Here is a 24,045-nt window from a genome sequence, read left to right on the forward strand (position 1 = left end):
TTTTTTGAAGAGAACGCGTGGCCCAGAAGCAAGACGATAAGCCGCCAGAGAAGCAACCCAGAGACAAGGGAAAAGGCGTCTCCCTGTCGCTGATGGCCCGGCTGTGGCGCGGCTATATGGTCTGCTACTGGCCGCAGCTTGCCGCTGCCGTCCTGTTCATGGTGACGCTGGCCGCAGCCGAAGCGATGTTCCCGGTGATCATCGAATGGGTGTTCGCCTCCTTCGACACCGGTCGGCAGGCTACAGCAGATGGCGGGCGGTCCTTCATGGACTACATCCCGCTTGAACCGACGCCACGCAATGTCATGATCTGGGGGCCGGTGCTGCTGCTGACTGCCGGGTGCCTCAACGCCGCCTCGCAATATCTCTATTCCCTGTCGACCAATGCCGCCGCCATCGGCGTCCTGCGCGACCTGCAAAAGGCGATGTTCGGCAATTTCCTGAATTATGATTATGCCCAGACACGCGAAGACGGCTCCGGCCAGCTCGTCTCGCGCTTCACCAATGACACGACGACCTTGCGCGAAAGCCTGACCCGGGTGCCGAACGCGATCCGCGATATCTTCCGGCTGCTGGTGCTGCTGACCATGATGGCGCTGTATGACTGGGTGCTGTTCCTGATCGTCGCGCTGATCTATCCGACCATCGGCCTGCCGGTCACTTGGATCGGCAAGCGCCTGCGCAAATATGCCGGCGGCGTGCAGAACCAGATCGGCGACATGACCGGGCAGCTCGCCGAATCGATGCGCGGCGCGCGGATGGTGAAGACCTATAATCTTGAAGACTACGAGAAGAGCCGCGCCGATGCCTCCTTCGAGGAGCGCCACGCGCTGCTGTTCAAATTCGTGCAGATGCGCGCGGCCAATGACCCGATGATCATGGTCGTCGGCGCCATCGCCGTTGCCGCCGTGATCGGCACCGCCGCCTGGCGGTTCTCCACCGGCGACCTGACCGGCGAACAGCTGATCGCCTTCGTCGTCATCCTGACGCTGCTGTCCCAGCCGGCCCGGTCCATCGGCACGCTGAACGCCGTGCTGCAGGAAGGCCTTGCCGCGCTGGAGCGAATCTTCTGGGTCATCGACCGCAAGCCGGAAATCACCGATGCGGCGGACGCGAAGGAGCTGGTGCTGAACGGCGGCGGCACGGGCGCGAGCATCGAGTTTGCTGACGTGCGCTTTGCCTATCCGGGCGGTGAGGCGGCGATCGACGATCTCAGCCTGACCGTGCCTGCCGGACAGATGGTGGCGCTGGTCGGCGAGAGCGGCGCCGGCAAGTCGACGATCTTCAACCTGCTGCCCCGCCTCTATGATACGGCCTCCGGCACGATCACCATCGATGGCCAGGACCTGCGCGGGCTGACGCTGAAATCCCTGCGCGATCATATCGCCCTTGTCAGCCAGGAAGCGATCCTGTTCGATGATAGCGTCGAGGCCAATATCCGCTTCGGCAACTGGGCGGCGAGCGAGGAAAAGGTGATAGCCGCAGCAAAGGCGGCGGCGGCGGACGAGTTCATCCGTGCCCTGCCGAGCGGCTACCAGACCCGGGTTGGCGATGCCGGCAATAATTTGTCCGGCGGCCAGCGCCAGCGTATCGCCCTCGCCCGCGCCTTCCTCAAGGATGCGCCGATCCTGCTGCTCGACGAGGCGACCTCGGCGCTGGATGCCGAGAGCGAACGGAAAGTACAGGAAGCGCTCGCACGGCTGACCGAGGGCCGCACGACCATCGCTATCGCCCACCGCCTGTCGACCGTGCGCGATGCGGACCTGATCTGCGTGATGGACCGCGGACAGATCGTCGAGCAGGGCACCCATGAGGAACTGCTGACCAGGGGCGGCATCTACTCACGGCTTGCCGCGTTGCAGTTCAGGGAAGACTGAAAAAGGCCGCAGGCGAACCTGCGGCCTTCATCGGCTCAGTCATCGTCCCGGATATCAGGCGCTCATGCGGATGTCGTCTGCATGGGATGGATAGGGCGCGACTTTTTCGTGGTCGATCTCAATGCCGCCCAATTCACTGGCAAAGCCGTGATTGACATCACGGTGATGGGCCTCGTCAGCCCGCACGACGAGCACGACGTCGCGCAAGGTGGCATCATCAGGCAGTTTCCAGTAATGCTTCGCGATGGCCGGGGCGGGCACGTTCGGCGAACGCCCCTCGTCGATTTCGGCAAGATAATGGGTGTAGCTGATGACGGCTTCTTCCTCGAAATAGCCGACGACGCGGTGCGCCGTCTTTGCACTGATCAGGTACAGGAAGAAGAAGGCGATATAGAATACCCATTGCACCGCCAGGATCACGATCCGCTCGAACAGGCTCGGTTTGGCGACCTCGATGAAGGTCATCAGATGCATGCGTTCGTTTTCGGCTTCTTCCATCAGGGTACGGATCCAGCCCTTGTCGTCGCACATGCGCCGCAGGCATCTCAAATGGGTGAGCGTGGCACCGACCATGCCCGGTACGGCGGCAACCGTTTCCAGCACGATGGCACGATGGCCGTACCGCTTCGCGAAGAACGTATCCGCGCAAAAACGCAATAGCTTGGTAAAGGCGAGCGCGATACGATCAGCCAAATCAGCCGGCTTATGGTGTACGGTCAGATCAACTTCTGGCGTGTCTAGCATGAGGGTCTCCTTTATAGCATGCCTGGCCGCCGGAACGGACCGCCTTCATCGTTGGAAGTGTAGGTGCCCGCCGGATTTCTCTCACAAGAGATGCCACTGCAATGCATATATTGGCGCGAAAACACGGTGCAATATCGATACGGATATTATCGAAAGTGTCGCAGTCTGAATGGAGCCCGCTGCATGACCCTGACGCGCCATACCGGCGACGCCATGCGCACCCCGCCCTGTCTCGGCACGATCGGTGAAACTCAACGATCCGTTTCCGCGATGCCTGCGGTCTCGATGGCTTTCCGGGCGAGGCGCTGGGCGCATTCCTCGCCGTGCTCGATCGCTACACGCTGGCCGACATGATGGGCAAACGGGCCGACATGGCCAAACTGCTCGGCGCCGAACCGGTGTGATCATTCTTGATAGGGCGTGGGTCTATTCTTCGCCGGTCTGGCGGCCGCCCGCGGCGCACTCGCCCTGGCTCATGATGCTGACACCGGCGGATGCCGCTTCGCAGGCATTGCCATAGGTCTCGCCATCGCAGCCGCAGACGGGCTCATATTGCTGGGTGCACATTTCCGGTTTCGGCTGACAGGTGCCCGAGGCGTCGGGCATCCAGCACTGGCCTTCGTCAAAGGCGCAATAATCGGACGCATTGGCGCAGGTGAGCCCGGCAAGGCCGCCGCACATCGCCCCTGTGTCCTGCCCTTCCGCATTCAGATAATCATTGCCGCCAGACTGCGCCGCGTCGTCGGTGGCATCGTCGCTATTGCCATTCACGGCTGGCGCGTCGACGGCCGGCGCATCGGCAGGCGGCGTTGCGGAATCAGGCTCACTGCCGCCACAGGCAGCAAGAGTGAAGACAAGCGCGATAAGTGTCAGCAAACGGATCATGAAAGGCCTCAATTCAGCTTCTATGCGGTTATCAGGATTCCGGCATCTCGCCGACGACAAGCTGGGCGTCGACCAGCCGGTCCTGCCATTTCAGCGACCAGTGCAGATGCGGCCCGGTCGCCCGGCCGGTTGCCCCGACAGCGCCAATGACATCGCCTTTCTTGACCTCGTCACCGGCCTCGACAACGACACGCGACATGTGCATCAGCGCACTTTCAAGACCCTGGCCATGATCGATGAAGACCAGACCGCCCTCGAAATACATGCCGGTCTCTGCCAGCGTCACCACGCCATCGGCCGGGGCGACGATGGTCGTGCCGGTCGGTGCGGCGACGTCGACACCGGAATGGGGCCGTTTCGGCTCGCCATTCAGGATACGCTGCGACCCGAATACGCCGGAGATCGGCCCGGTCACCGGCCACTGGAAGCCATTGGCCCAATAGGCCGTGCGCCGGCTCGGCGCGGCGCGGGCGGCATCCTTCTTGGCCGTCGACGCCTGGATCCGTTCGAGGTCCTCTTCGGAAAAAGTCGAGACCTTGTCGTCCGGCAGGCCGTCGATCGCCTGGGTCGGGAAATCGCGCGGCGCGATCGCCAGCACGACACTGCGCTGGGACCCGTCCGGCAGCTTGATCTCGAGATTGGCCGATTTGGGGTGGTCGCGGTCGAAGCCAAGCAAGAACCGCCCTTCGCCATCGACGGCGACGTCGCGGTCATCGAGGCGCACGGTGGCACCGGGCAGGGTCTGGCCGATGCCAAGACCGCCCTGGACGAGATCGCCGACGACCTGCGCGGCATCGGGCCGCGCCGCATCGCTCTTGGCGTCGTCCAGTTGCAAGGACGCGACCTTCATCGCGTTCAGCGAGGATTCGACCTTGCCCGGCTCGCCCTGATACCCCGCCGCCTTCAGCGCGGCTTTCATGGCGTCGCCGCCATTGGCGAGTTTGTCGTCATCGGCCTGGGCCGCCGCCATGGTCACGCACAGGGCGGCTGTTGCCGCACCGGCCAGCATTCTCGAAACAAGCCTTACCATTTGCCGTCCTCCTGCATCGCCTTGATGATGGCCTGGTTTGCGGTCGCGGCATCGGCATAGGCCTCCTGCCGGTCCACACTCCAGTATTTCAGCGCTTCGAGCGGGATTTTCTTCCCCGTGACCGCGCATTCGACATAGGCGCCGGGCTCGATCACGTCGAAATCGCCATCGAGATAGTCGAGCACGGCCTTGCCGCTCTTGAATGAGTTCAGAATGTTCATGGGCCTATCCTAGCGGCACCGGAGCGGCTTGGCGAGGGGGACAAAACCCTGTTTCGCGACCAGGATCATCGTGTCTGTCGGGCGGTTCGCTGTCGTGCGTATGCACAAGGGGCTGACCAACGAGAATTCCACTGTCTGCAAACCGGTGCCGAAGCGATGAAGGCCGCGATCACTGAGGCACAGCAGCGGGAAGTTTTGCGCCATTTCCTCCTGCGTCTGCTCAGGGAGATGAATGGTGCTGCAGGGGACCATGCGCTCTGTCGGCAGGATCGGCAGCGGCGCGGAAATACTGGAAGAACTGGGCACCGGCGAAAGGGTTCTGCGCGACCTGACCGGCGCGGCCATATGGACGGGTACGCAAGAAGAGGTGTGGCAACTGGCAGGCACCGAGGACCGCCTTGCCTTCACCGCCCATGACCGCAGCGGCGAGCTGGTACGCGTGACGCTGCAGGCGCAGGAAACAGCCCTTCAGATGCAAGTTACTCCGGCAATTGCCGGCAAGGGCAGTCGGTTCGATGGACGGCTTTTCTCAGGGCTTACCGGCTTGCGCTTTTCCTATTGACCATGGGCGTCACGGGGAGCAGGTCATTTCCAATGACCCCATAACCGTATCGACGGTTGAATTCCACGCATCAAGCCAAAACCTTTGATCTTGAAAAGGGTCAAAGCAGTTAAACTCGCACTGATTTTCATATGAAGTATCCCAAAAATTATCCCTGCAGTTGTCACCTGTACAGTTAATATAAATGGTGTCTAGGCCCCACGGATCGACCCCATTAATCGGATCATTCCCGACATAGGCATACATGTTCAGGCCGTCGGCATAGCCAATCGGGTCGGTCTGCATAAACCTGCCGAGGCCGGGGTGATAGGCGCGGGCCTTGTAATGATAGAGCCCTGCTTCCGGCAGCCAGATCTGGCCGGTATACTGGAACCGGCCGAGATTGTTCGCATCCGGCAGGCCGTATTCGTGATACTTGTTCTGACGGATCACACCCCCTGAATTGTTCAGCACCAGCACGATCGAGCCGCGCTCGTTGGCGACCAGGTAACGACGTGTGGCGCTGGAGATCGCCGAGCCGTTCAGCGGGCGGATGAGTCACCGGCTCATCCGCCTGCCGCTTCACTACCAGACCAGCGAATTGCCGTCTTCAGCCGGTTATAGATATCATAGGTATAGGCCTTGCTGCCATGCAGCGCGCCGTCATAGGCCGCAAGCTCAGCCCGCGCGACCGCCGCGCTGGCGGATGACCTTGAAGACCAGCGAGAAGACGAGATTGAGGATCAGCGCGCCGGTGCCGATCAGCAGTACGGCGACGAGGGCGAGATTGGCCTCGTCGCAGTCAGGGCCCATCATCGCTTCGCACTGGGCGATCTGGGCCTCGACCTGCGGCTCCAGCGTCAGCCAGATCGTGCCGGTCAGCAAGACGATCAGTACACTGCCGCCGGCGGCATTGAGCCACAGGCTGTAGCGCTGGCCCTTGGCCTTCGAGGTGCGCGAGCCCTGGGCAATGCGGCCTGCCATGGCGATGCAGAAGCCGATGATGATCGCGACGAGAAACAGGCTGAAATCGGTCATGAACGGGGGCCTAGTCGAACAGGGTTTTCTGGGTTGGCGGCTTGCCGGATTTTTGCGGCGCCGCTGGCTTTTTCGCGGGGGATTTTGCCGGTGTCGCTGAAGGCTCGCCATCGAAAACCGCACGGCGCGAGCCGTCATGGAACCGGATCTCCGCCGCCTGCCCGGCCTGCGGCTCGGCCGACGAGCGCAGAACGCGACCCTCGCCATCCAGCACCAGCGCATAGCCGCGCTGCATGACGTTTTTATAGGACAGGCTGTCGAGCAGTTTCGACGTGCCGGTCAGCCGCTCGTCATAGCGGGCGAGGAACCGCTGGCCGACAGCGGCGAGACGCTCCCGGCACGGATCGAGCTGACGGCGGTGCTGGCGCAGGGCAAGCTGCAGCGCCTGCGGCCTGATGCCGGAAGCGGCGAGACCGAGCCGGTTGCCGGCCCGCTCCAGTCGCTGTGACAGGGCCCCGCTCAGCCGCTCCTCGGCCCGGTCGAGCCGCTGGGCCGGGATGTCCAGCACTTTTTCCGGACGGCCCAGTCCGCGACTGGCGGAGATCAGCGCGACCCGGCGCGATTCGAAGCTACGCTCCGTACACGCCGTCAGGCGGCGGGCCTTGTTGTAAAGCTCGGCCAGCAAGTCACTGCGCACCGGCACGGCGATTTCCGCTGCCGCCGTCGGGGTCGGGGCGCGCCGGTCGGAGACATAGTCGATCAGCGTGGTGTCGGTCTCGTGGCCGACAGCGGAGATCAGCGGGATGGCGCTGGCCGCCGCCGCGCGGGCGACCTCTTCCTCGTTGAAGCACCACAGATCCTCCAGCGAGCCGCCGCCGCGCGCAACGATCAGCAGGTCAGGCCGCGGCACCGCGCCGCCTTCCGGCAGAGCGTTGAACCCCTCGATCCCCCTGACGATCTGCGCCGCCGCGCCCTGGCCCTGCACCAGCGCCGGCCAGACGATGACGTGGACGGGGAAACGGTCGCGCAGGCGATGCAGGATATCGCGGATGACGGCGCCGGATGGCGAGGTGACAACGCCGATGACCGACGGCAGATAAGGCAGCGGCTTCTTGCGCGCCTCGTCGAACAGGCCTTCGGCGTGCAGCTTCTTCTTGCGCTCTTCCAGCAGCGCCATCAGCGCGCCGGCACCGGCGGGCTCCAGCGACTCGATCACGATCTGGTATTTCGACTGGCCGGGGAAGGTCGTCAGGCGGCCGGTGGCGACCACTTCCATACCCTGTTCCGGGCGGATGGAGAGCTTTGCCGCATTGCCCTTCCAGATGACGCCGGAGATGACCGCGCGGTCATCCTTCAAATCCACATACATATGGCCGGAGCCGGCCTTCATCACCCGGCCAAGCTCGCCCTTCACCCGGACATAGGAAAAGGAATCCTCGACCACCCGGCGGATATCGCCGGACAGTTCGGAGACGGAATATTCCCTGATATTGGCGGTCGCACTCATAGCCTCACCCTGCCCCGGAACGCCGCATCCGGTCAACCGACCGGCACGATGCCCGCCTTAAATCCCGATCGCGGCGAGCAATCGCGCGCGCGTTACCATTTCGCTGCCACTCAGGATATCTCCTGCCAGCTCGCGGGTCTCTCTTCCCGCCTCCGCCTCGATCACGGAGAGAAAAGTGTCCTCGTTCCAGGGCTCGCCGTCTGCGATGCGCCCGCGAAAGGCACGCCAGATGGTAAAGATATCCCCCTTGCCCTCCCGCCGGATTTCCTGATCGGCCGATAGCTGAATGATCATGCCGCACTCATAATGTAGATTGAAGACATCGCGCTCTGTGGCACTGCGCAGGCCACCATCGGCAAGGCCGAGCAGGCAATTGTCGACCGCCTGCTCTTGCCACTGGCGGAGATAATCATCCGGTGCCGCCGACAATTCACGCAGCGCGACAAGGGCCAGGGCCTCGGCTCCCCCTTCATGGATCCAGGCGTCATTCGTGCTGAACGCGGCGCCGGATCCGGTCTGGAAAAGATGAGCCGCCTCATGGGCAAAAAACTTCGCGACGAAGCCAGTGATCTGCGGCCCTCGCACCTGCGCCGTTTCCAGCCAGCCATCGCCGCTCATATGCATGAACACCTGGTTCGGCAGCACGCCGCCCTGGTTGGAATAATTGTTCGAATCGGGATTGCCATCGGCCTCAGTATGCCGGTCGAGGGCGGCGAACAGCATCGGCTTGCTCTCCAGCGCGCCGAGGCGCTCGGTGTAATAAGCCATCAGTGCCGGGAAGAGGTCATCGAGCGCCGTGCTGAGGTCGGCTGGCAGGGCCTGATCGACGACAGCGACGACATAATCCGTCTCGATCGGCTCCGCGGCCCCCAGATAGACCATGGTGCCGTCATCGACATCGTCCCAGCGGACCGGACCATCGAGAACCTCGCCGTCGAGAATGATATGCTGGCCCTCGCCCGGGATCAGTTGCATCGGAAAGACCGTCCCCTGCTCGACGATGCCGCAACTCCTGACACAGGCCTGGAAGCGGCCCGAATGGATCAGCAGCCCGCCATCCCTGTAGGGCATGAAGGGCGAATAATCCTGCGGCAGGCGGATGAAGGTCGCCGGGATGTCGAAGGCGATCTCGGTGAACAAGTCGCCATCCTTGCGCTGGACATAGTCCCGGTCGCCGCCATGGTTGAGCACGAAGCCCTCGTCGAGCGGCACCCAGCGTTCGGCCCGCTGGCCGTCGGTGACCCGGCGAAAGGCCAGCCCCGGCGCCGGGCGATCAAGCCGGTAGGTAACCCGCATCGTGTCAGCATCGACCATCTGCAGTTCCGTGTCCGGGATAAAGGCCTGCCGCCGGTCGAGCTCCGTGCTGCAGCCAGCCAGCACACCCATGGCGCAGACCGCGCCGAAAACAATCTTTCTCATTCTTCCCTCGCTTCGCGCCGGGCCCGCTCCCGGTCGGCTATCAACTCGTCAATGATCTGCGGATCGACGTAAGGATCGTCCCGCAGGGTCCAGCTCGGCTCCCATCGCTCGAGGAAATATGGGGTGTCGATGCCCATACCGGAATAGATATTGTCGACAGGGCTCATCTGTTCGCTGACGCCCTGGCTCGCCCCCTTCCATTCATCGAATTTTTGCTCAATGCGCAGCCAGCGGGCGCGGTCGCGGCCGATCAGCAGGCCCTCGTCGAAGGGCTCGTACCAGACAGAGCCTTCGGGCAGGTCGCCGGTCGGCGGGCCGATCAGCGGGCCGTCATCGGGCACGTCGATGCCGCCCCGGCGCAGGGAGGAGACGATGCCGGACCAGTCTTCATCGCCGCGCGTCCAGCCGGAGCGGATCTCGGTCCGCCCGGCGCATTCCGCCGCCTTGTCGGGGTCCGAGAAAATGTCATTGCAGCGCAGGGCGACGACGCCGGCAGGGCCGCCGGCCCGGGCCTGTGGCAGGTCGACATCCGGCAGTGGCGCAGGCGATGGCGCGGCAGGCGCCGGGCGCGGTGTCGGTGGCGGGTCTGCCTCGATTTCGGATTCCGGCGTTTCGGCGACCACGGGCGCGGGCGGTTCCTCGACCGGCTCCTGTATCTCGGGCGCAGGACTGACGGGGGCATTCGCCTCGGCCGATTCCGGCTCCTCTGGCTCGGGGGGCGGGGTGAAATCCTCTGCCGTTTCCTCGGGCTCGGGCAGTAAATCTTCCGGTGTCAGGACAAAGACGGGGATCGTTTCATCGGGATCGGGCACGCCGGGCAGCGTGGAGACCCGCAATACCAGCCCGAAGATCAACAGGATCAGGCTATTGCCGATGATCGCCCCGCCCCAGGGGGCCCACCGCCGGAACCGGCTCTCCCCGGCCTCTCCCGCCCCGTCGGCCCCGATGCGCGAGGCTGCGTCGGCCGCAAATTTACCGTGTTCCGCCATTGATTTTACCTAGCCCGAGCGCGCATAAGGCATCACGTGAAATCTTGGTGAGTAATATTAATTCTTTCGGAGACCGGCATTGAAAATCCTTCTCATCGGTGCGGGCGGGCGCGAACATTCGCTGGCATGGAAAATCGACCAGAGCCCTCTGGTCAAAACGCTCTACTGCGCGCCCGGCAATCCCGGCATGGCCGCCCATGGCACCTGCATCGACATCGCCGACAGTGATGTCGAGGCGCTGGCTGGCTTTGCGAAAGAGAAATCTGTCGATCTCGTCGTTGTCGGCCCGGAAGCGCCGCTTGCCGCCGGGATCGCCGACCGGCTGGCCCGCGACGGCATCCCCTGTTTCGGCCCGAGCCGGAAGGCCGCCCAGATCGAGACCTCAAAAGCCTATTTGAAGGATTTGTGCGCGGAATTTGATATCCCCACTGCCCGCTATGGCACCTTCACGCATGCCGATGCCGCCAAGCAGTATTTAGCCAAGATGACCGCGCCCTATGTCATCAAGGCGAGCGGGCTCGCCGCCGGCAAGGGCGTCGTCATCGCCGAGACCATCGACGAGGCCCATGGCGCGATCGACAGCATGCTGGGTGGCCAGTTCGGCTCGGCCAGTTCCCAGATCGTCATCGAGGAATTCATGACAGGCGAGGAAGCGAGCTTCTTCGTCATCACCGACGGCACCCGCGCCGTGAAGATGATCGGCGCGCAGGACCACAAGCGCGCCTTCGATGGCGACACCGGCCCGAACACGGGCGGCATGGGCGCCTATTCCCCGGCACCCGTCTTCACGCCCGAAATCGAGCAGCTGACCATGGAGCGCATCATCGAGCCGACGATCAAGGCGATGCGCGCCCGAGGCACGCCTTATGTCGGCGTGCTCTATGCCGGGCTGATGGTGACCAAAGACGGGCCGAAGCTGATCGAATACAATGCCCGTTTCGGCGACCCGGAATGCCAGGTCATGATGCGCCGCATGCAGAGCGATATCGTGCCGGTGCTGCTCGCCGCTGCGAAGGGCGATTTGTCGGGCAAGTCCTTCACCTGGTCGGAGGAAGCCGCCGCCCTCGTCGTCTATGCCGCCAAGGGCTATCCCGGCGCCTATGAGAAGGGCTCGGAGATCCGCAATATCGGCGCGGCTGAGGCCATTCCGGGCGTGGAAGTCTTTCAGGCCGGAACCAGGGCCAAGGGCGTGCACCTGCTGTCCAATGGCGGGCGTGTGCTGAACATCACCGCCACCGGCAAGGACGGGCGCGAGGCGGTCGAGAGGGCCTATGAGGCGATCCGCCTGATCGACTGGCCCGATGGTTATTTCCGCACCGATATCGGCTGGCGCATGCTGGCCCGGGATGCCTGAGACAGAATGACCGAGGCTGAAGGAAATCAGTGGGTCGTCGCCGCCCTCTACAAATTCGTGTCGCTGCCGGATCATGCGGATTTGCGCGCACCGTTGCTCGCTGCCTGTGAAGAAGCTGGCGTCTGCGGCACGCTGCTGCTCGCCAAGGAAGGCATCAACGGTACCATCGCCGCTCAGGGTGATGGCATCGAACAAGTGCTGGGCTGGCTGCGACGCGACGCGCGCTTCGCCGATCTCGAGGTAAAATATTCCCATGCGGAGGAACAGCCCTTCTATCGCATGAAGGTGCGCTTGAAGAAGGAGATCGTTACCCTCGGCGCGGGCGATGTCGATCCGAACGAGCAGGTCGGCACCTATGTCGAACCCGGCGACTGGAACGCGCTGATTATGGACCCGGATGTCCTCGTCATCGACACGCGCAACGATTACGAAGTCGCGATCGGCACGTTTGAGGGCGCGGACAATCCGCACACGACGTCGTTCCGGGAGTTTCCGGCCTATGTCGAGAAGCTGAAGGCCGAAGGCAAGACGCCGAAAGTCGCCATGTTCTGTACCGGCGGCATTCGCTGCGAGAAGGCCTCGAGCCTGATGCTGCGCGAGGGCTTTGACGAGGTCTATCACCTGAAAGGCGGTATCCTGAAATATCTGGAAACCGTGCCGGTGGATGACAGCCTGTGGCGCGGCGACTGTTTCGTCTTCGACAATCGCGTGTCGGTGCGCCATGGCCTCGAAATCGGCGATTATGATCTTTGCCACGCCTGCCGCATGCCGATCTCGGCAGAGGACAAGGCATCGGAGCATTACCGCCCCGGCCTGTCCTGCCCGCACTGCATCGGTGAGCGCAGTGAAGTGGAACTCGCCCGCTTCGCCGAGCGTCAGAAACAAGTGCAGCTGGCAAAAGAGCGTGGTGAGACCCATATCGGCAAAAAGCCGGAGAAGAAAAAAGTTGAAGTGAAAGATTACAAGGAGATCGATGACTTCTAGGCCTGTCCTCTATTCCTTCCGCCGCTGCCCCTATGCCATGCGCGCCCGGCTGGCACTATCCGTCAGTGGGCTGATGGTTGAATTGCGCGAGGTGGTGCTGCGCGACAAGCCGCCCGCCATGCTGGAGGCCAGCCCCAAGGGCACGGTGCCGGTGCTGGTTGCGGGCGACCGGGTGATTGAGGAGAGCGACGAGATCATGTTCTGGGCCCTGCGCCAGAGCGATCCTGAAAACTGGCTGCAGCCATGGCGGGAGAACCGCCCCGCCGTCGAGGCACTGATCGTGGAAAATGACGGCCCGTTCAAGCGCCATCTCGACCGCTACAAATATCCCGTGCGCTATCCGGAAGAGAATATCGTCGCCGAAGAGCAGCGCGACGCGGCGCTGGAGATCCTTGCCGGATGGGACAGCCTGATCGGGCGCGGCGGCTGGCTGTTCGGCGAGGAGGTCAGCGTCGCCGACATGGCCCTCCTGCCCTTCGTGCGCCAATATGCCCATGTCGACAAGGACTGGTTCGACGCCCGGCCGATCCCGGGTGTGAAAGCCTGGCTGGAACGCTTCCTCGCCTCGGACAGGTTCAGGGCGATCATGCAGAAATTCGATCAGTGGCAAGAGGGAACGAAAGGCGTCACGTTTCCGCCGTGAGCCCTATTCGGAGCGCAGCCATTTCAGCGTGCCTTCGGCCATGCCCTTGAATTTCGGGTGCTCCTCCAGCGGCGCGACCCAGAGCGTCTCCGGATTGGTGCGCTGCTTGACGGCGTGATAGAGCTGGGACCGCGTCTGCTCCGTCCGCACAAGGAACAGCCGGTCATCGAACTGACGGATATCCGGCGACGTCGTTTCGACCGGTTCTGAATTGCCCTTGATGTAGACGGCGTAGAGGCGCTTTTCTGAGTCTGGCATGGGCAGGGAACACGGCAGGGTGGGCTGCGGTTCAGCTCGTCAGAGCGAAGGCCCCTGCGGGGCATTTTCTGCCTGCAAATAATTCACTGGATTATTTGCTCGACCTGACGGCCGACCGGCTACGAGCCCCTGCAGGGGCATTCTCCGCCTAAAATCGATCCACTGGATCGATTTTTCTGCCTTCGGCAGACCGTCTACGAATGGTGGAGCCGATCGGGATCGAACCGACGACCTCGTCATTGCGAACGACGCGCTCTCCCAACTGAGCTACGGCCCCATCAAGGACGCGAAATTTAAGCCTTGCCGACCGGTCACGCAAGATGGCTCGATCTCAGCGCAGATGTTCCTCGAAGAAGTCGATCGTCCGTTGCCAGGCCAGCGCGGCGGCGTCGGCATCATAGCGTGCAGCATTGGCGTCATTGTTGAAGGCGTGGTTGACGCCCTCATACATATGGATCGTGTAGTTCTTGCCTGCCGCCTTGAGGGCAGCCTCATAGGGCTCGATCCCGGCATTGATGCGCTCGTCGAGCCCGGCATAATGCAGCAGCAGCGGTGCCTCGATCTGCGGCACGTCGGCGGCATCGGCCTGACTGCCATAATAGGCGACGGCGGCATCGAGCTGCGGGTCGCGCACGGCGAGGCGGTTGACCTGACCGCCGCCCCAGCAGAAGCCGACCGCCCCGACCTTGCCGGTCGCCGCGTCCATGGTGCGCAGATAGTCGAGCCCGGCGAGCAACCGGTTCGTCGCCGTCTCCGTCTCGATCTGGTAGATCATGTCCCGCGCCGCGTCCTGGCTTTCCGGCGTGCCGCCATAGGGCGAGAGCATGTTCGGTGCGAAGGCGAGGAACCCCGCCTGTGCGACGCGGGCGGCGACATCCTCAATATGCGGATTAAGGCCGCGGTTCTCGTGGATGACCATCACCGCCGGCCACGGGCCCTTGGTTTGAGGCGTGAACAGCGTGCCGGAGACCGGCACATCCGCCTGGTAGGTGACGGTCGACTTGTAGTCGGCCATCGCCTCGGCGGCACCGGCGACATCCGCCGAATCATAATTGTTCTGGAGCGCCGGAACACAGGCCGCCGCCGCAGCGGCTGACCCCGTCAGCACGGTCAGCTTCGCCATGAAGGCGCGCCGGCTCATCGTGCCATGGGTAAAGGCATCATAGAGCCTGATAATGTCCTGCGAAATTCTCGTCTCGGCCATGCCGCCTCTCCTTCTCTCTCGATACCCTCAAAGATAGGCAATTCGAGAAGGAAGGCGAGTGCCGGCCTGCCTTGCCTAGCTGGCCTTGGCGCTGTCCAGTGTCCAGTCCGGGCGCACATAATGGCAGGTATAGCCGTTGGGATAGCGCTCCAGGTAATCCTGGTGGGAATCCTCCGCCTGCCAGAAAGTCGGCGCCGGCACCAGCTGGGTCACGACCCGGCCCGGCCATTTGCCGGAGGATTCCACCGCGTCGATCACCTGCCTTGCGATCTTCTTCTGGGTCTCGTCGGTATAGAAGATCGCCGAGCGGTACTGGCTGCCACGGTCATTGCCCTGGCGGTCCCTGGTCGTCGGATCGTGGATCTGGAAGAACCATTCGAGGATCCTCGTATAGGAAACGACGGCGGGATCGTAGGTGATCTCGATCGATTCCGCGTGACCGGTCTGGCCGGTCTTGACCTGGTCATAGGTCGGGTTGTCGACCGTGCCGCCGGTATAGCCGACGCGGGTCTGGCGCACGCCCGGCACCTTGCGCAAGAGATCCTGCATGCCCCAGAAACAGCCGCCGGCGAGTATGGCTTTTTCGGTATTGTCGGTCATGGGAACGCTCCTGTTTGCGGGTTTCCCGGGAAATAGGGCGCGCAGCGTCTACATGCAACGCCTCTCTCGAAACTGTCATGCGTCGCGCCTGCCGGTCACTCCCGGAAGGCCGCCGGGTCGAGGCCGAAAATGTCAAAGATCTCGTCGGTGATGCGCAACGGGCGGCCGGTCTTCTTGTCCTTCATGCACCAGGTCGTCAGCGCCCGGGCGGAGAATTTCGACGCGCCCTCCTTGCGGATATCGACATAGCGGTCGAAGCGCGGCCCCTTCGCCTTGCCGAGCCAGGTCGAGATGACCGCCTTTTCGCCCGTGGTGATCGGGTCGCGATAGTCGATCTCGTGGCGCAGCACGACGAAGATCACCTGCTCCTGCAATTCCAGCGACGCGACCTTGCGCCAGTGGCGCACGGCGACATCCTGCACCCAGCGCAGGTAGACGGCATTGTTGACATGGCCGAGCACATCGATGTCGCGCACCGTTGCAAATATTTCGCGGGTGAAGGCCGTCTCCAGCGAGACCGCGCCTTTTCCGTCTCCATTCATGGGCTATCAGCCCTCCTTTTACCAACTGCACCCACGGCTTGCGTCTGTATGCAGGGTGCGAATAGGTTTTCTCAAAAGGAGACCCGCATGTCCACCGGCACGATAGAGACACCCGACCGCCTGAAATTCGATGAGGAGGCGCTGGCCAGCTATCTCGAAGGCCGTGTCGGCGGATTTGCCGGACCGATGAGCGTCGCCAAGTTCGCCGGCGGAGAATCGAACCCGACCTATCTGCTGACAACGCCGGAGAAGAAATACGTGCTGCGGCGCAAGCCGCCGGGCAAACTGCTGCCGTCCGCCCACGCGGTCGACCGCGAATACCGCATCATGACCGCGCTCGGGGCCCAGGGTTATCCCGTGCCGAAGACACATGTTCTGTGTGAGGACGATAGCGTCATCGGCACGATGTTCTTCGTCATGGATATGGTCGAGGGGCGCATCTTCTGGGACAAGGTAATCGGCGATGCAACGCCGGAAGAACGCCGCGCCCTGTTCAACGAGGCGATCGACAATCTCGCGCGCCTGCACCAGGTCGATTATCAGGCAGCGGGTCTCGGCGATTACGGCAAGCCGGGCAATTACTTCGCCCGCCAGATCGAACGCTGGACCCAGCAATACAAGGCGGCGGAGACGACGGCGATCCCGGAGATCGACAATCTGATCGAGTGGCTGCCGACCGCGGTGCCGGATGATGACGAGACCACCATCGTCCATGGCGATTACAAGATCGACAATCTGATCTATGCACCGGAGGAGCCGACCATCATTGCGACGCTGGACTGGGAGCTGTCGACTCTGGGCCATCCGCTGGCGGATTTTTCCTACTTCCTGATGCCGTGGTCAATGCCGCAGATCACGACGCTCGGCTATTCCGATGTCGATTTCGACGCGATGAATATCCCGACCATCGCAGAAGCATCAGAGCGCTATTGCGCCGCGACCGGACGATCCGCCCTGCCCGATCTCAACTTCTGCATGGCCTATAACCTGTTCCGCTTCTCCGGCATCGTGCAGGGCGTCTACAAGCGCGCCCTGCAGGGCAATGCCTCCTCGACCAATGCCGCGAAATATGGTGCGGTCGTGCCGATGCTGGGCCAGGCCGGCTGGGCGTTTGCGAAGAAGGCGGGGGCGTGAAGCGCTCATCATCGGAAAAGAGTCTTCCCAAGGTTTCCATACGTCTTATCCGGTCAAGGATGCCGGAGGCGGCGTGAAGCGGCTTTGCCCTTGACAGGGTAGGGCGTATGGAACACTCCCCATCTCATGAGTTCATCGAGACACATCGCGATCATCGGCGGCGGCCCTGCCGGACTGATGGCCGCCGAAGCCGCCGCTGGCGCGGGCGCGCAGGTGCATGTCTATGACCAGAAGCCGACGCTTGCCCGCAAGTTCCTGATGGCGGGCAAGAGCGGGCTCAACATCACCCACTCGGAAGCTCATGAGACCTTTCTGTCCCGCTACGGAGCATCGGCAGATCGGTTGCGGCCCTTCCTCGACGCTTTCGGCCCGAAGGACGTGACCGCCTGGATGGACGGGCTGGAAACGGAGTGGTTCACCGGCTCCTCCGGCCGGATCTTCCCCAAAGCGATGAAGGCCTCGCCGCTGCTGCGGCGCTGGGTGGCGCGGCTGACCGATATGGGCGTGACGTTTCACATGCGCCATCGCTGGATCGGGTGGAGCCATGGCACGCTGACCTTTACCCGCGAGGGCGTCCCGGTGACGGCGCGACCGGATGCGGTGATCCTCGCCATGGGCGGCGCGAGCTGGCGGCGGCTGGGATCGGATGGCGAATGGGCACCGGTTCTTGGTGAGGCAGGCATAGCTCTCGCCCCGTTCCGCCCGTCCAATGTCGGCTTCGATGTGGCGTGGTCTGAGCATTTCATCGGCAGGCATGGCGGCGAGCCGGTCAAACCGGTAGCGTTGCACGTGAACAATGACATCGTGCGCGGCGAGTTCGTCGTCACCCGCCACGGCATCGAGGGCAGTGCGGTCTATACGGTGTCCTCCGCGCTGGTCGATCAGTTGACCGAAACCGGCACCACGACCCTGATCCTCGACCTGCTGCCCGACCTGACGCTCGGCGAGATCGAGGATCGCCTTGCCCGCCCGCGCGGGAAACAGTCCCTGTCGAACCATATGCGCAAGGTGCTGAACCTGACCGGCGTCAAAGCCGGTATGTTGCGCGAGCTGACACCGCCGGAGGTGATGACCGACACCAAAGCCATCGCCCGGTCTCTGAAGGCGCTGCCGGTGCCCATCGCTGCCGCAAGGCCGATGGACGAGGCGATCTCTACTGCCGGCGGCGTTGCGTGGGAGGCGCTCGATGAGAGGCTGATGCTGCGCGCCCTGCCACGGGTCTATTGCGCCGGGGAGATGATCGGCTGGGACGCGCCGACCGGCGGCTATCTCATTACCGCCTGCCTCGCCACGGGCCGTGCAGCGGGGTTGGCCGCCGCTCAACCCGAATAAGGCTCGACCGAGAAGACATCGTCATCGGCGATGCGCGGCACGATGATCTCGATATAATGGGTCGCATAACGGCGCAGGAACCGGTCATCGTGATTGTAGTCGCTATTGGTCTCCTCCGCCCGTAGCGGAATGAAACCGGAGCCGTGTTTCGCATCGCCATCGAAGAAGGAAATCTTCGAGCCGCTGGCGGAGACGGTGATCCCGGCAACGAACAGGTGCTCGCGGCGATAGTCGAGCGTGTCGAAGAACCCGCCCTTCTTCTTCAGCTCCATCCGGTCGAGATGCAGCACCCGGCGGTGCGGGGCGCGGCGGTTGACATGGACATTGCGCAGAACGTCCGTATGCGCCTTTATCTCCGCCGCCGTGATGGTGTCGCTGAACTTCAGCCCCCGGGCCGGATCGTTGCGCGACGGCGCCGTCAGCCACAGGAAATAATCGCCGATGGGGAAGGGCGTATCGTCCTTCACATCAAGCACGATCTGGTAATGCTCGTTATAGCGCGATGGGATGCGGTCGCCTTCCTTCCTCAGGACGCGCTGGCGCAGGGCTTCGGCCTCAGCGCCGCTCTGGGCCAGCTGCCGGGTGTGATCGTTCACCGCCTGCCACGCGGCCTGCACCTTGTTGTATTGCGCGGCATTCTCGACGCTCAGAGCCTCGACGATCATTTTACGCAAGCGGTCGCGGATTTCCGGATCGTCCGACAGGCTTTTGGAGTTTCGGGTCGGGTTGAGGATGGTGAGATGCGTGCGGTCGGGCAGCACGGCAAAGGCGGTCCGTTCCGGTCCGCGCACGGTCCACCCCTTGATCTGCGGGTTGCGCTTGTCTTTCGTGAAGTCGACCGTCACGCCGCGCGGATCGAAATTGGCGCCTGCAATGCGCACCGTGCCATCCCAGCCATTCTGGTTGAGGATGGTCGTGCCGTCGATCGGCTGCGCCCCGACGATGACATAGGGCCGGACCTTGGTGGCGGCATTGCCATAGGGGCTTGCCGTATCGCCATCGCGCGACAGCCGGTCGCGCAGGTCGAGCTGCTGCTGATAGGCGGAGCCGAGCTCGAGCGCGTGAAGCACTTCCTCACCGCTCTGAAAGCCGCGGGAAAAATTGAATTTCAGCATCCGGCCCAGCGCCGAGCGGCCATAGGTGGCCAGCGGCGAGCCGTGATTGGCAGGCGCCAGCATCAGGAAGTTCTGTACCGGGACGGGTTTTCCGGCAGCGAACAGATCGGCGATCCATTCGCGGGTGACGAAGGCGCCGGTGGAATGGACAATGACATGAAACTGCGCCGCCAGCGTACCGTCGGCTTGCAGCCCGGCGATGACCTTGCTCATCCGCCGCGCGACATCCTCCACCCGCACATCGTCATAGAGGGAGGGATACTCGCCGAGGAGCATCGGCACGACATTGAAACCCGTATCGCGCAACAGCTGGGCGACATCCTCCATGGAAGAGCGCCGGGCGCTCCAGCCATGAATGAGCAATACATGCTTCGATAGTGGCATGACCTCTCTCCTCCCGTCATGATAGTACCAGATGGGCACGGAGGATATATAAATTCAGTTGAAAGCGCGGGGATAATTTAACTTAAACTCCCGCAAACCCGGCCACAGGCGGGGTATCACACGGGATAACGCGCTTCCGCCTCGGTGATGACCTTGGTGAGCAAGCCGTCGAAACTGCCCGACGACAGGATCAGTACGACATCGCCAGCCGGGTCGGCATCGGCCAGGATCGACTTGTAGGTCTCCGCATCGAAGGTGCGGACATCGGCGTAATGTTTCACGGTTTCGGCGTGAATCTCGTCGAGCGTGACCTGGTCGTGAGTGCCCGCGCCCTGGGTTGGCGGGGCATAGAGCCAGATCCGCGCCGCGCCATTGAACACTGTCGCATACTGGGCGAGCGCCGCGCGGTTGCGCCAGGTGAAGGTATGCGGCTCGAACAGGATCGTCAGCCTGCGGCGCTTGTAGTGTTCCTTCAGCGCCGTGATCGCCGAGCGCGCCTTTTCATAGGAAGAACCGAAACCCTCATAGACCGGCAGCACGCTCCTGTCGGTCTTGCGGTCGAGGCGCCGCTCGATCCCGTCATAGCGGGCAATGGCTGCGCGGAATTCCTCGAACCTCACGAGGTCACCGCCGAGCAGGCATGCCGCGGCGCCGGTGATGTTTTCGATATTGTGGCGTCCGAGCAGGCTCGTTTCGACGCGGCCAATTTCCTCGCCCTGATGGACGAGGGTGAAGCTCGACACCTCACCGAGTTTCATATCTTCCGCCGTCCAGTCTGCAGATCGACCGACCGCATAGCTGATTTTTTCTCCCGGATAGGCCTCGTAGAAGGCGCGAGCATTGTCCTCGCCGGTGCAGGCGATCAGGCGGCCATTACGGGCTTTTAACCCTTGCAGGAGCGCGACGAAGGGCTTGTGATAGTTCTCCAGCGTAGGATAGATATTCACGTGGTCGTGGCAGGCGGAGGTAAGAACCACCGTAGACGGATCATAATGCAGGAACTTCGCCCGGTCGTCCCAGTTGGCGCTCGGATATTCATCGCCTTCGAACACGAACGCCCCTTCTCCCAGCCCGGAGGAATGGTCGAAATTCTTCGGGATTGCGCCGATGAACCAGCTCGGGTCGCGCCCCGCATGGATCAGCACCCAGGCGAGCATCGAGGTCAGGGTCGACTTGCCATAGGAGCCGGCGACAACGATCCGCTCGCGCTCGGCCGATAAATCCGCCAGCACTTCGGGAAAGGATTTGACCTTGTCCCTGTACTGATCGAGGGCAAGCGCAACTTCCTCATTGGTTTCGGGAACCAGCTTTGCATTCTTGCCAATGACGATGAGGTCGACATCGGCGGGGATGTTGCCAGCGCGATAGCCGGGCTCCAGCACCAGCCCGATTCGGGTCAGGTAGTGGCTGACCGGCGGGTAGAAGCCGTCATCGGACCCGGTCACCTCAAAGCCGCGCCGCTGCAACAGATGGGCGACGGCTGACATGCCGGCGCCGCACAGGCCGATGAAATGGGCTTTGGGTTTCGTTGCGCTCACTCTACTGGTCTTCCTTCAGATCATCGCCACGCCCTGGCGTGCGACGGCGGTCAATGTATCCTCCGGCATACCAGCCTTTATCAGGACGGTCAGCCCGAAATAAAAGGCCAACTGCGCCTCGGCCTTTTGGCGGATAGTCCGCTCGTCCAGCTCTGGCGCGTCCCCGGCAATCACCCGCGCGAAGACGGTGAGCACCTTTTCCAGCGCGACCTGCAGCGAGGCACGCGCGGCCTCGTCCAGTTGCGCCTGGTCGGTTGCGGCATTGCACAGGAAGCAGCCCCGGCGATTGCCGGAGGCGGCGGCCTTGATGAAGAAATCATAGAAGCGCGCAAAGCGCTCGTGCACCGTGCCGGGTGCCTCCAGCGCCGGGCCGGCATTGGCGAGCAGCACGTCGGCGAACCCGTCGAGCGCGGCGGTATACATGCCGCGCTTGTCGCCAAAGGCACGATACAGGCTTTGCTTGTTCAGCCCCGTCGCCGCCTCGATGTCCTGCAACGAGGTGCCTTCATAGCCCTTCTCCCAGAAAACGCCGGTTATGGCGCTGAGGGCATCGCTCGTCTCAAAGCCTCTCGGACGTCCCATGACTTGGCCTTCCTTTCGGCACACCGGTTCGTGATACGCCGTGTGCGATTTGGTTATTTACCGAACGGTCCGTAACTAATATATGCCTGTTCACCGGAGGGCACAAGCCGACGGTAGCCGAAACAAACCGCTCCCGCCCACGCAAAGGTTGCCCGGCGGAAAGCCAACCCGAAAGGAACGAGACATGACCCGCATCAACCAATTGTCCGACGACAACGCCAACCCGCAAGCCGCAGAGCTTTTCGGCGCGATCAAGTCAAAAATCGGCATGGTGCCGAACCTCTATCGCGTCATGGCGAACCAGCCGGCGGTCCTTGCCGCCAGCCTCGGCTTTGGCGAAGCTCTCTCCAAGGGCTCTTTCAACGCCAAGACCCGCGAGGCGATTGCCCTGACGGTCGCCGGTGAAAACGCCTGTGATTATTGCGCCTCTGCTCACACCGCCATCGCCAGGAGCCTGAAAGTCGGCGACGAAGAAGCTGCCCGCAACCTGCGCGGGGACTCAGCCGACCCGCACCTCGCCGCGATCCTGTCCCTTGCCGCCGATATCGTGCGCGAGCGCGGCTTCGTCACCGACGCCCAGCTGGCACAGGCCCGCGAGGCCGGTCTCGATGACGGTGCCATCGTCGAGACGATCGCCAATGTCATTGCGAACATCTTCACCAATTATGTGAACCATGTCGCGCAGACCGACATCGACTTCCCGGTCGTGAAGGCAGCATAACTTTATACCGCATACGGAGAAAGGCCCGGCAGCGGTACCGGGCCTTTTTGCACGAGGCGGTCAGGCGCACCTATAGCGTTTCCCGGTGAAGTGGAAACCGGTTCACCGTCAGGAAACGCGACAAACAAGGAGTCTGGGTCGTTTCAGCGTTTCCACAAAATGCTGAAACGATCTAGTGGTTCATGTATTTCTTCATCTCCAGCCGGGCGATAGAGCGGCAATGCACCTCGTCCGGCCCGTCGGCGAGGCGCAGGGTGCGCTGCATCGCATACATGTTGGCGAGCGGGAAATCGTCTGACACGCCGGCCCCGCCAAAGGCCTGGATCGCATCGTCGATCACTTTCAGCGCCATGCGCGGCGCGGCGACCTTGATCATGGCGATCTCGCCGCGCGCCACCTTGTTGCCGACCGTGTCCATCATCCAGGCCGCCTTCAGGCACAATAGCCGCGTCATCTCGATATCGACGCGGGCCTCGGCGATCCGCTGTTCCCAGATCGAATGCTGGATGATGCGCTTGCCGAATGCCTCGCGCGTGCCGAGCCGCTTGACCATCAGCTCCAGGGCCCGTTCCGCCGCGCCGATCGTGCGCATGCAGTGATGGATGCGGCCCGGTCCGAGGCGGCCCTGCGCGATCTCGAAGCCACGCCCTTCGCCGAGAATGATGTTTTCCTTCGGCACACGGACGTCCTTCAGCTCGACCTCCATATGGCCGTGCGGGGCATCGTCATAGCCGAAGACGGGCAGGTGGCGCTTGACGCTCACGCCCGGCGTATCGGCAGGCACCAGGATTTGCGATTGCTGCAGATGGCGTTCCGCGGACTTGTCCGTCTTGCCCATGACGATATAGATCGAGCAGCGTGGATCGCCGGCGCCGGACGACCACCATTTGCGGCCATTGATGATGTAGTGGTCGCCGTCGGGGCTGATCTCGGTCTCGATATTGGTCGCATCGGAGGAGGCGACATCCGGCTCGGTCATCAGGAAGGCAGAGCGGATTTCGCCTGCGAGCAAGGGCTTCAGCCATTTCTCCTGTTGCTCCGGCGAGCCGTATTTCTCCAGCACTTCCATATTGCCGGTATCGGGCGCGGCGCAGTTGAACACTTCCGGCCCGATATGGCTGCGGCCGGTCAGCTCGGCGATCGGCGCATAATCGGCATTGGACAGGCCGGGTCCGAAATCAGGGTTCGGCATGAACATGTTCCACAGCCCGGCTTCCCGGGCGCGCGCCTTGAGCTCCTCGATCACCGGCGGGACGCACCAGCGCTCGCCTTTTGCGGAGGATTCAGCCAGCTGGCGGAAATATTCCTTCTCGCCCTCCTCGACATGGGTCTCCATGAAGGCGCGGACCTTCTCGATATACTCCTTGGCGCGGGGGGAATGCTCGAAATCCATGTCATGTCTCCGGTAATCAGCTCTACCCCAGTATGACGATACCGGGCACGGGCCGAAAGCGGCGGATGCA

The 24,045-nt window shown here is 62.8% G+C and carries 26 protein-coding genes and 1 tRNA gene; 9 read left to right on the top strand and 18 right to left on the bottom strand.

Annotated elements, in window-relative coordinates; translation table 11 throughout:
• Window positions 1-17: 17 nt before the first annotated feature.
• A complete protein-coding gene (locus IEV88_RS14580) occupies window positions 18-1,877 on the top strand; it encodes an ABC transporter ATP-binding protein (protein WP_188160692.1) in 1,860 nt (619 codons plus the stop codon).
• 54 nt (window positions 1,878-1,931) lie between these two features.
• Here IEV88_RS14580 and IEV88_RS14585 read toward each other — a convergent pair whose 3' ends face one another.
• Entirely contained in the window at window positions 1,932-2,621 is a 690-nt protein-coding gene (locus IEV88_RS14585; RefSeq protein WP_188160691.1) for an alternative oxidase, read from the bottom strand.
• Window positions 2,622-2,804: 183 nt separating this feature from the next.
• On the opposite strand from IEV88_RS14585, the gene IEV88_RS14590 reads away from it, so the two are divergent.
• Window positions 2,805-2,975 carry a hypothetical protein gene (locus IEV88_RS14590; protein WP_188160690.1) on the top strand — a complete coding sequence of 57 codons (171 nt, stop codon included), beginning with the start codon at window positions 2,805-2,807 and terminating at the stop codon, window positions 2,973-2,975.
• Between the two features lie 72 nt (window positions 2,976-3,047).
• On the opposite strand, the gene IEV88_RS14595 is transcribed toward IEV88_RS14590, so the two are convergent.
• The 3 genes from IEV88_RS14595 to IEV88_RS14605 are packed head-to-tail and all read right to left on the bottom strand — an operon-like array spanning window position 3,048 to window position 4,748.
• The gene (locus IEV88_RS14595) at window positions 3,048-3,506 is read right to left on the bottom strand and encodes a Kazal-type serine protease inhibitor family protein (protein WP_188160689.1); all 459 of its coding nucleotides are present in this window, start codon (window positions 3,504-3,506) and stop codon (window positions 3,048-3,050) included.
• Window positions 3,507-3,537: 31 nt separating this feature from the next.
• Window positions 3,538-4,536, bottom strand: a complete 999-nt coding sequence (locus IEV88_RS14600) for a M23 family metallopeptidase (protein ID WP_188160688.1) — start codon at window positions 4,534-4,536, stop codon at window positions 3,538-3,540.
• On the bottom strand, window positions 4,530-4,748 hold the full coding sequence (locus IEV88_RS14605; protein WP_373291198.1) for a DUF2093 domain-containing protein: 219 nt from the start codon (window positions 4,746-4,748) through the stop codon (window positions 4,530-4,532). Before IEV88_RS14605 ends, IEV88_RS14600 begins: the two co-directional genes overlap by 7 nt.
• A gap of 241 nt (window positions 4,749-4,989) precedes the next feature.
• On the opposite strand from IEV88_RS14605, the gene IEV88_RS14610 reads away from it, so the two are divergent.
• Window positions 4,990-5,319 (top strand): hypothetical protein, encoded by a 330-nt coding sequence (locus IEV88_RS14610; protein WP_188160686.1) that lies wholly within the window; start codon window positions 4,990-4,992, stop codon window positions 5,317-5,319.
• A 9-nt stretch (window positions 5,320-5,328) separates the two neighbouring features.
• Here IEV88_RS14610 and IEV88_RS14615 read toward each other — a convergent pair whose 3' ends face one another.
• The 5 genes from IEV88_RS14615 to IEV88_RS14635 form a co-directional block, all read right to left on the bottom strand.
• On the bottom strand, window positions 5,329-5,778 hold the full coding sequence (locus IEV88_RS14615; protein ID WP_206711397.1) for an RHS repeat-associated core domain-containing protein: 450 nt from the start codon (window positions 5,776-5,778) through the stop codon (window positions 5,329-5,331).
• A gap of 198 nt (window positions 5,779-5,976) precedes the next feature.
• Complete coding sequence (locus IEV88_RS14620; RefSeq protein ID WP_188160685.1) at window positions 5,977-6,336, bottom strand: hypothetical protein; 360 nt, start codon at window positions 6,334-6,336, stop codon at window positions 5,977-5,979.
• A 10-nt stretch (window positions 6,337-6,346) separates the two neighbouring features.
• A complete protein-coding gene (xseA, locus tag IEV88_RS14625; RefSeq protein WP_188160684.1) occupies window positions 6,347-7,783 on the bottom strand; it encodes an exodeoxyribonuclease VII large subunit in 1,437 nt (478 codons plus the stop codon).
• A 57-nt stretch (window positions 7,784-7,840) separates the two neighbouring features.
• Window positions 7,841-9,202 (bottom strand): hypothetical protein, encoded by a 1,362-nt coding sequence (locus IEV88_RS14630; protein ID WP_188160683.1) that lies wholly within the window; start codon window positions 9,200-9,202, stop codon window positions 7,841-7,843.
• Window positions 9,199-10,191 carry a hypothetical protein gene (locus IEV88_RS14635; RefSeq protein ID WP_188160682.1) on the bottom strand — a complete coding sequence of 331 codons (993 nt, stop codon included), beginning with the start codon at window positions 10,189-10,191 and terminating at the stop codon, window positions 9,199-9,201. Before IEV88_RS14635 ends, IEV88_RS14630 begins: the two co-directional genes overlap by 4 nt.
• Before the next feature lie 79 nt (window positions 10,192-10,270).
• On the opposite strand from IEV88_RS14635, the gene purD reads away from it, so the two are divergent.
• From purD to IEV88_RS14650, 3 genes are read left to right on the top strand one after another with little or no spacing between them, the layout of a single operon-like run.
• The gene (gene purD, locus IEV88_RS14640) at window positions 10,271-11,545 is read left to right on the top strand and encodes a phosphoribosylamine--glycine ligase (RefSeq protein ID WP_188160681.1); all 1,275 of its coding nucleotides are present in this window, start codon (window positions 10,271-10,273) and stop codon (window positions 11,543-11,545) included.
• 6 nt (window positions 11,546-11,551) lie between these two features.
• Window positions 11,552-12,529 (top strand): oxygen-dependent tRNA uridine(34) hydroxylase TrhO, encoded by a 978-nt coding sequence (gene trhO, locus IEV88_RS14645; RefSeq protein ID WP_188160680.1) that lies wholly within the window; start codon window positions 11,552-11,554, stop codon window positions 12,527-12,529.
• The gene (locus IEV88_RS14650) at window positions 12,519-13,172 is read left to right on the top strand and encodes a glutathione S-transferase (protein ID WP_188160679.1); all 654 of its coding nucleotides are present in this window, start codon (window positions 12,519-12,521) and stop codon (window positions 13,170-13,172) included. Before trhO ends, IEV88_RS14650 begins: the two co-directional genes overlap by 11 nt.
• Before the next feature lie 3 nt (window positions 13,173-13,175).
• Here IEV88_RS14650 and IEV88_RS14655 read toward each other — a convergent pair whose 3' ends face one another.
• From IEV88_RS14655 to IEV88_RS14675, 5 genes are all read right to left on the bottom strand, one after another.
• The gene (locus tag IEV88_RS14655) at window positions 13,176-13,430 is read right to left on the bottom strand and encodes a hypothetical protein (protein ID WP_188160678.1); all 255 of its coding nucleotides are present in this window, start codon (window positions 13,428-13,430) and stop codon (window positions 13,176-13,178) included.
• A 201-nt stretch (window positions 13,431-13,631) separates the two neighbouring features.
• A tRNA-Ala gene (locus IEV88_RS14660) sits at window positions 13,632-13,707 on the bottom strand.
• 54 nt (window positions 13,708-13,761) lie between these two features.
• Window positions 13,762-14,634, bottom strand: a complete 873-nt coding sequence (locus tag IEV88_RS14665) for a dienelactone hydrolase family protein (protein WP_188160677.1) — start codon at window positions 14,632-14,634, stop codon at window positions 13,762-13,764.
• Between the two features lie 75 nt (window positions 14,635-14,709).
• Complete coding sequence (msrA, locus tag IEV88_RS14670) at window positions 14,710-15,234, bottom strand: peptide-methionine (S)-S-oxide reductase MsrA (RefSeq protein WP_188160676.1); 525 nt, start codon at window positions 15,232-15,234, stop codon at window positions 14,710-14,712.
• A 95-nt stretch (window positions 15,235-15,329) separates the two neighbouring features.
• Complete coding sequence (locus tag IEV88_RS14675) at window positions 15,330-15,776, bottom strand: acyl-CoA thioesterase (protein ID WP_188160675.1); 447 nt, start codon at window positions 15,774-15,776, stop codon at window positions 15,330-15,332.
• A gap of 87 nt (window positions 15,777-15,863) precedes the next feature.
• Here IEV88_RS14675 and IEV88_RS14680 point away from each other — a divergent pair, with 87 nt between their 5' ends.
• Entirely contained in the window at window positions 15,864-16,910 is a 1,047-nt protein-coding gene (locus IEV88_RS14680) for a phosphotransferase family protein (RefSeq protein WP_188160674.1), read from the top strand.
• A 126-nt stretch (window positions 16,911-17,036) separates the two neighbouring features.
• Window positions 17,037-18,242, top strand: a complete 1,206-nt coding sequence (locus IEV88_RS14685) for a TIGR03862 family flavoprotein (protein ID WP_188160673.1) — start codon at window positions 17,037-17,039, stop codon at window positions 18,240-18,242.
• On the opposite strand, the gene IEV88_RS14690 is transcribed toward IEV88_RS14685, so the two are convergent.
• The 3 genes from IEV88_RS14690 to IEV88_RS14700 form a co-directional block, all read right to left on the bottom strand.
• Complete coding sequence (locus IEV88_RS14690) at window positions 18,230-19,741, bottom strand: esterase/lipase family protein (protein ID WP_188160672.1); 1,512 nt, start codon at window positions 19,739-19,741, stop codon at window positions 18,230-18,232. The genes IEV88_RS14685 and IEV88_RS14690 overlap by 13 nt on opposite strands.
• A 116-nt stretch (window positions 19,742-19,857) precedes the next feature.
• Window positions 19,858-21,279: a UDP-N-acetylmuramate--L-alanine ligase gene (locus IEV88_RS14695; RefSeq protein WP_188160671.1), complete on the bottom strand. Its 1,422-nt coding sequence runs from the start codon at window positions 21,277-21,279 to the stop codon at window positions 19,858-19,860.
• Window positions 21,280-21,294: 15 nt separating this feature from the next.
• Entirely contained in the window at window positions 21,295-21,861 is a 567-nt protein-coding gene (locus IEV88_RS14700) for a TetR/AcrR family transcriptional regulator (RefSeq protein ID WP_188160670.1), read from the bottom strand.
• A gap of 184 nt (window positions 21,862-22,045) precedes the next feature.
• On the opposite strand from IEV88_RS14700, the gene IEV88_RS14705 reads away from it, so the two are divergent.
• Entirely contained in the window at window positions 22,046-22,582 is a 537-nt protein-coding gene (locus IEV88_RS14705; RefSeq protein ID WP_188160669.1) for a carboxymuconolactone decarboxylase family protein, read from the top strand.
• A gap of 172 nt (window positions 22,583-22,754) precedes the next feature.
• Here the strand turns inward: IEV88_RS14705 and IEV88_RS14710 are convergent, their stop codons facing one another.
• Window positions 22,755-23,975: an acyl-CoA dehydrogenase family protein gene (locus IEV88_RS14710; protein WP_188160668.1), complete on the bottom strand. Its 1,221-nt coding sequence runs from the start codon at window positions 23,973-23,975 to the stop codon at window positions 22,755-22,757.
• Between the last annotated feature and the right edge of the window lie 70 nt (window positions 23,976-24,045).

It is taken from the genome of Aquisalinus flavus, assembly GCF_014640095.1.
Classification (GTDB): Bacteria; Pseudomonadota; Alphaproteobacteria; order Caulobacterales; family Parvularculaceae; genus Aquisalinus; species Aquisalinus flavus.

Excerpts from the sequence above, each read along its gene's own strand:
- IEV88_RS14585 (WP_188160691.1), bottom strand. The coding sequence starts at position 2,621 with ATGCTAGACACGCCAGAAGTTGATCTGACCGTACACCATAAGCCGGCT.
- IEV88_RS14590 (WP_188160690.1), top strand. The coding sequence starts at position 2,805 with ATGACCCTGACGCGCCATACCGGCGACGCCATGCGCACCCCGCCCTGT.
- IEV88_RS14595 (WP_188160689.1), bottom strand. The coding sequence starts at position 3,506 with ATGATCCGTTTGCTGACACTTATCGCGCTTGTCTTCACTCTTGCTGCC.
- IEV88_RS14600 (WP_188160688.1), bottom strand. The coding sequence starts at position 4,536 with ATGGTAAGGCTTGTTTCGAGAATGCTGGCCGGTGCGGCAACAGCCGCC.
- IEV88_RS14610 (WP_188160686.1), top strand. The coding sequence starts at position 4,990 with ATGGTGCTGCAGGGGACCATGCGCTCTGTCGGCAGGATCGGCAGCGGC.
- IEV88_RS14620 (WP_188160685.1), bottom strand. The coding sequence starts at position 6,336 with ATGACCGATTTCAGCCTGTTTCTCGTCGCGATCATCATCGGCTTCTGC.
- xseA (WP_188160684.1), bottom strand. The coding sequence starts at position 7,783 with ATGAGTGCGACCGCCAATATCAGGGAATATTCCGTCTCCGAACTGTCC.
- IEV88_RS14630 (WP_188160683.1), bottom strand. The coding sequence starts at position 9,202 with ATGAGAAAGATTGTTTTCGGCGCGGTCTGCGCCATGGGTGTGCTGGCT.
- IEV88_RS14635 (WP_188160682.1), bottom strand. The coding sequence starts at position 10,191 with ATGGCGGAACACGGTAAATTTGCGGCCGACGCAGCCTCGCGCATCGGG.
- trhO (WP_188160680.1), top strand. The coding sequence starts at position 11,552 with ATGACCGAGGCTGAAGGAAATCAGTGGGTCGTCGCCGCCCTCTACAAA.
- IEV88_RS14650 (WP_188160679.1), top strand. The coding sequence starts at position 12,519 with ATGACTTCTAGGCCTGTCCTCTATTCCTTCCGCCGCTGCCCCTATGCC.
- IEV88_RS14655 (WP_188160678.1), bottom strand. The coding sequence starts at position 13,430 with ATGCCAGACTCAGAAAAGCGCCTCTACGCCGTCTACATCAAGGGCAAT.
- IEV88_RS14665 (WP_188160677.1), bottom strand. The coding sequence starts at position 14,634 with ATGGCCGAGACGAGAATTTCGCAGGACATTATCAGGCTCTATGATGCC.
- msrA (WP_188160676.1), bottom strand. The coding sequence starts at position 15,234 with ATGACCGACAATACCGAAAAAGCCATACTCGCCGGCGGCTGTTTCTGG.
- IEV88_RS14675 (WP_188160675.1), bottom strand. The coding sequence starts at position 15,776 with ATGAATGGAGACGGAAAAGGCGCGGTCTCGCTGGAGACGGCCTTCACC.
- IEV88_RS14680 (WP_188160674.1), top strand. The coding sequence starts at position 15,864 with ATGTCCACCGGCACGATAGAGACACCCGACCGCCTGAAATTCGATGAG.
- IEV88_RS14685 (WP_188160673.1), top strand. The coding sequence starts at position 17,037 with ATGAGTTCATCGAGACACATCGCGATCATCGGCGGCGGCCCTGCCGGA.
- IEV88_RS14690 (WP_188160672.1), bottom strand. The coding sequence starts at position 19,741 with ATGCCACTATCGAAGCATGTATTGCTCATTCATGGCTGGAGCGCCCGG.
- IEV88_RS14700 (WP_188160670.1), bottom strand. The coding sequence starts at position 21,861 with ATGGGACGTCCGAGAGGCTTTGAGACGAGCGATGCCCTCAGCGCCATA.
- IEV88_RS14705 (WP_188160669.1), top strand. The coding sequence starts at position 22,046 with ATGACCCGCATCAACCAATTGTCCGACGACAACGCCAACCCGCAAGCC.
- IEV88_RS14710 (WP_188160668.1), bottom strand. The coding sequence starts at position 23,975 with ATGGATTTCGAGCATTCCCCCCGCGCCAAGGAGTATATCGAGAAGGTC.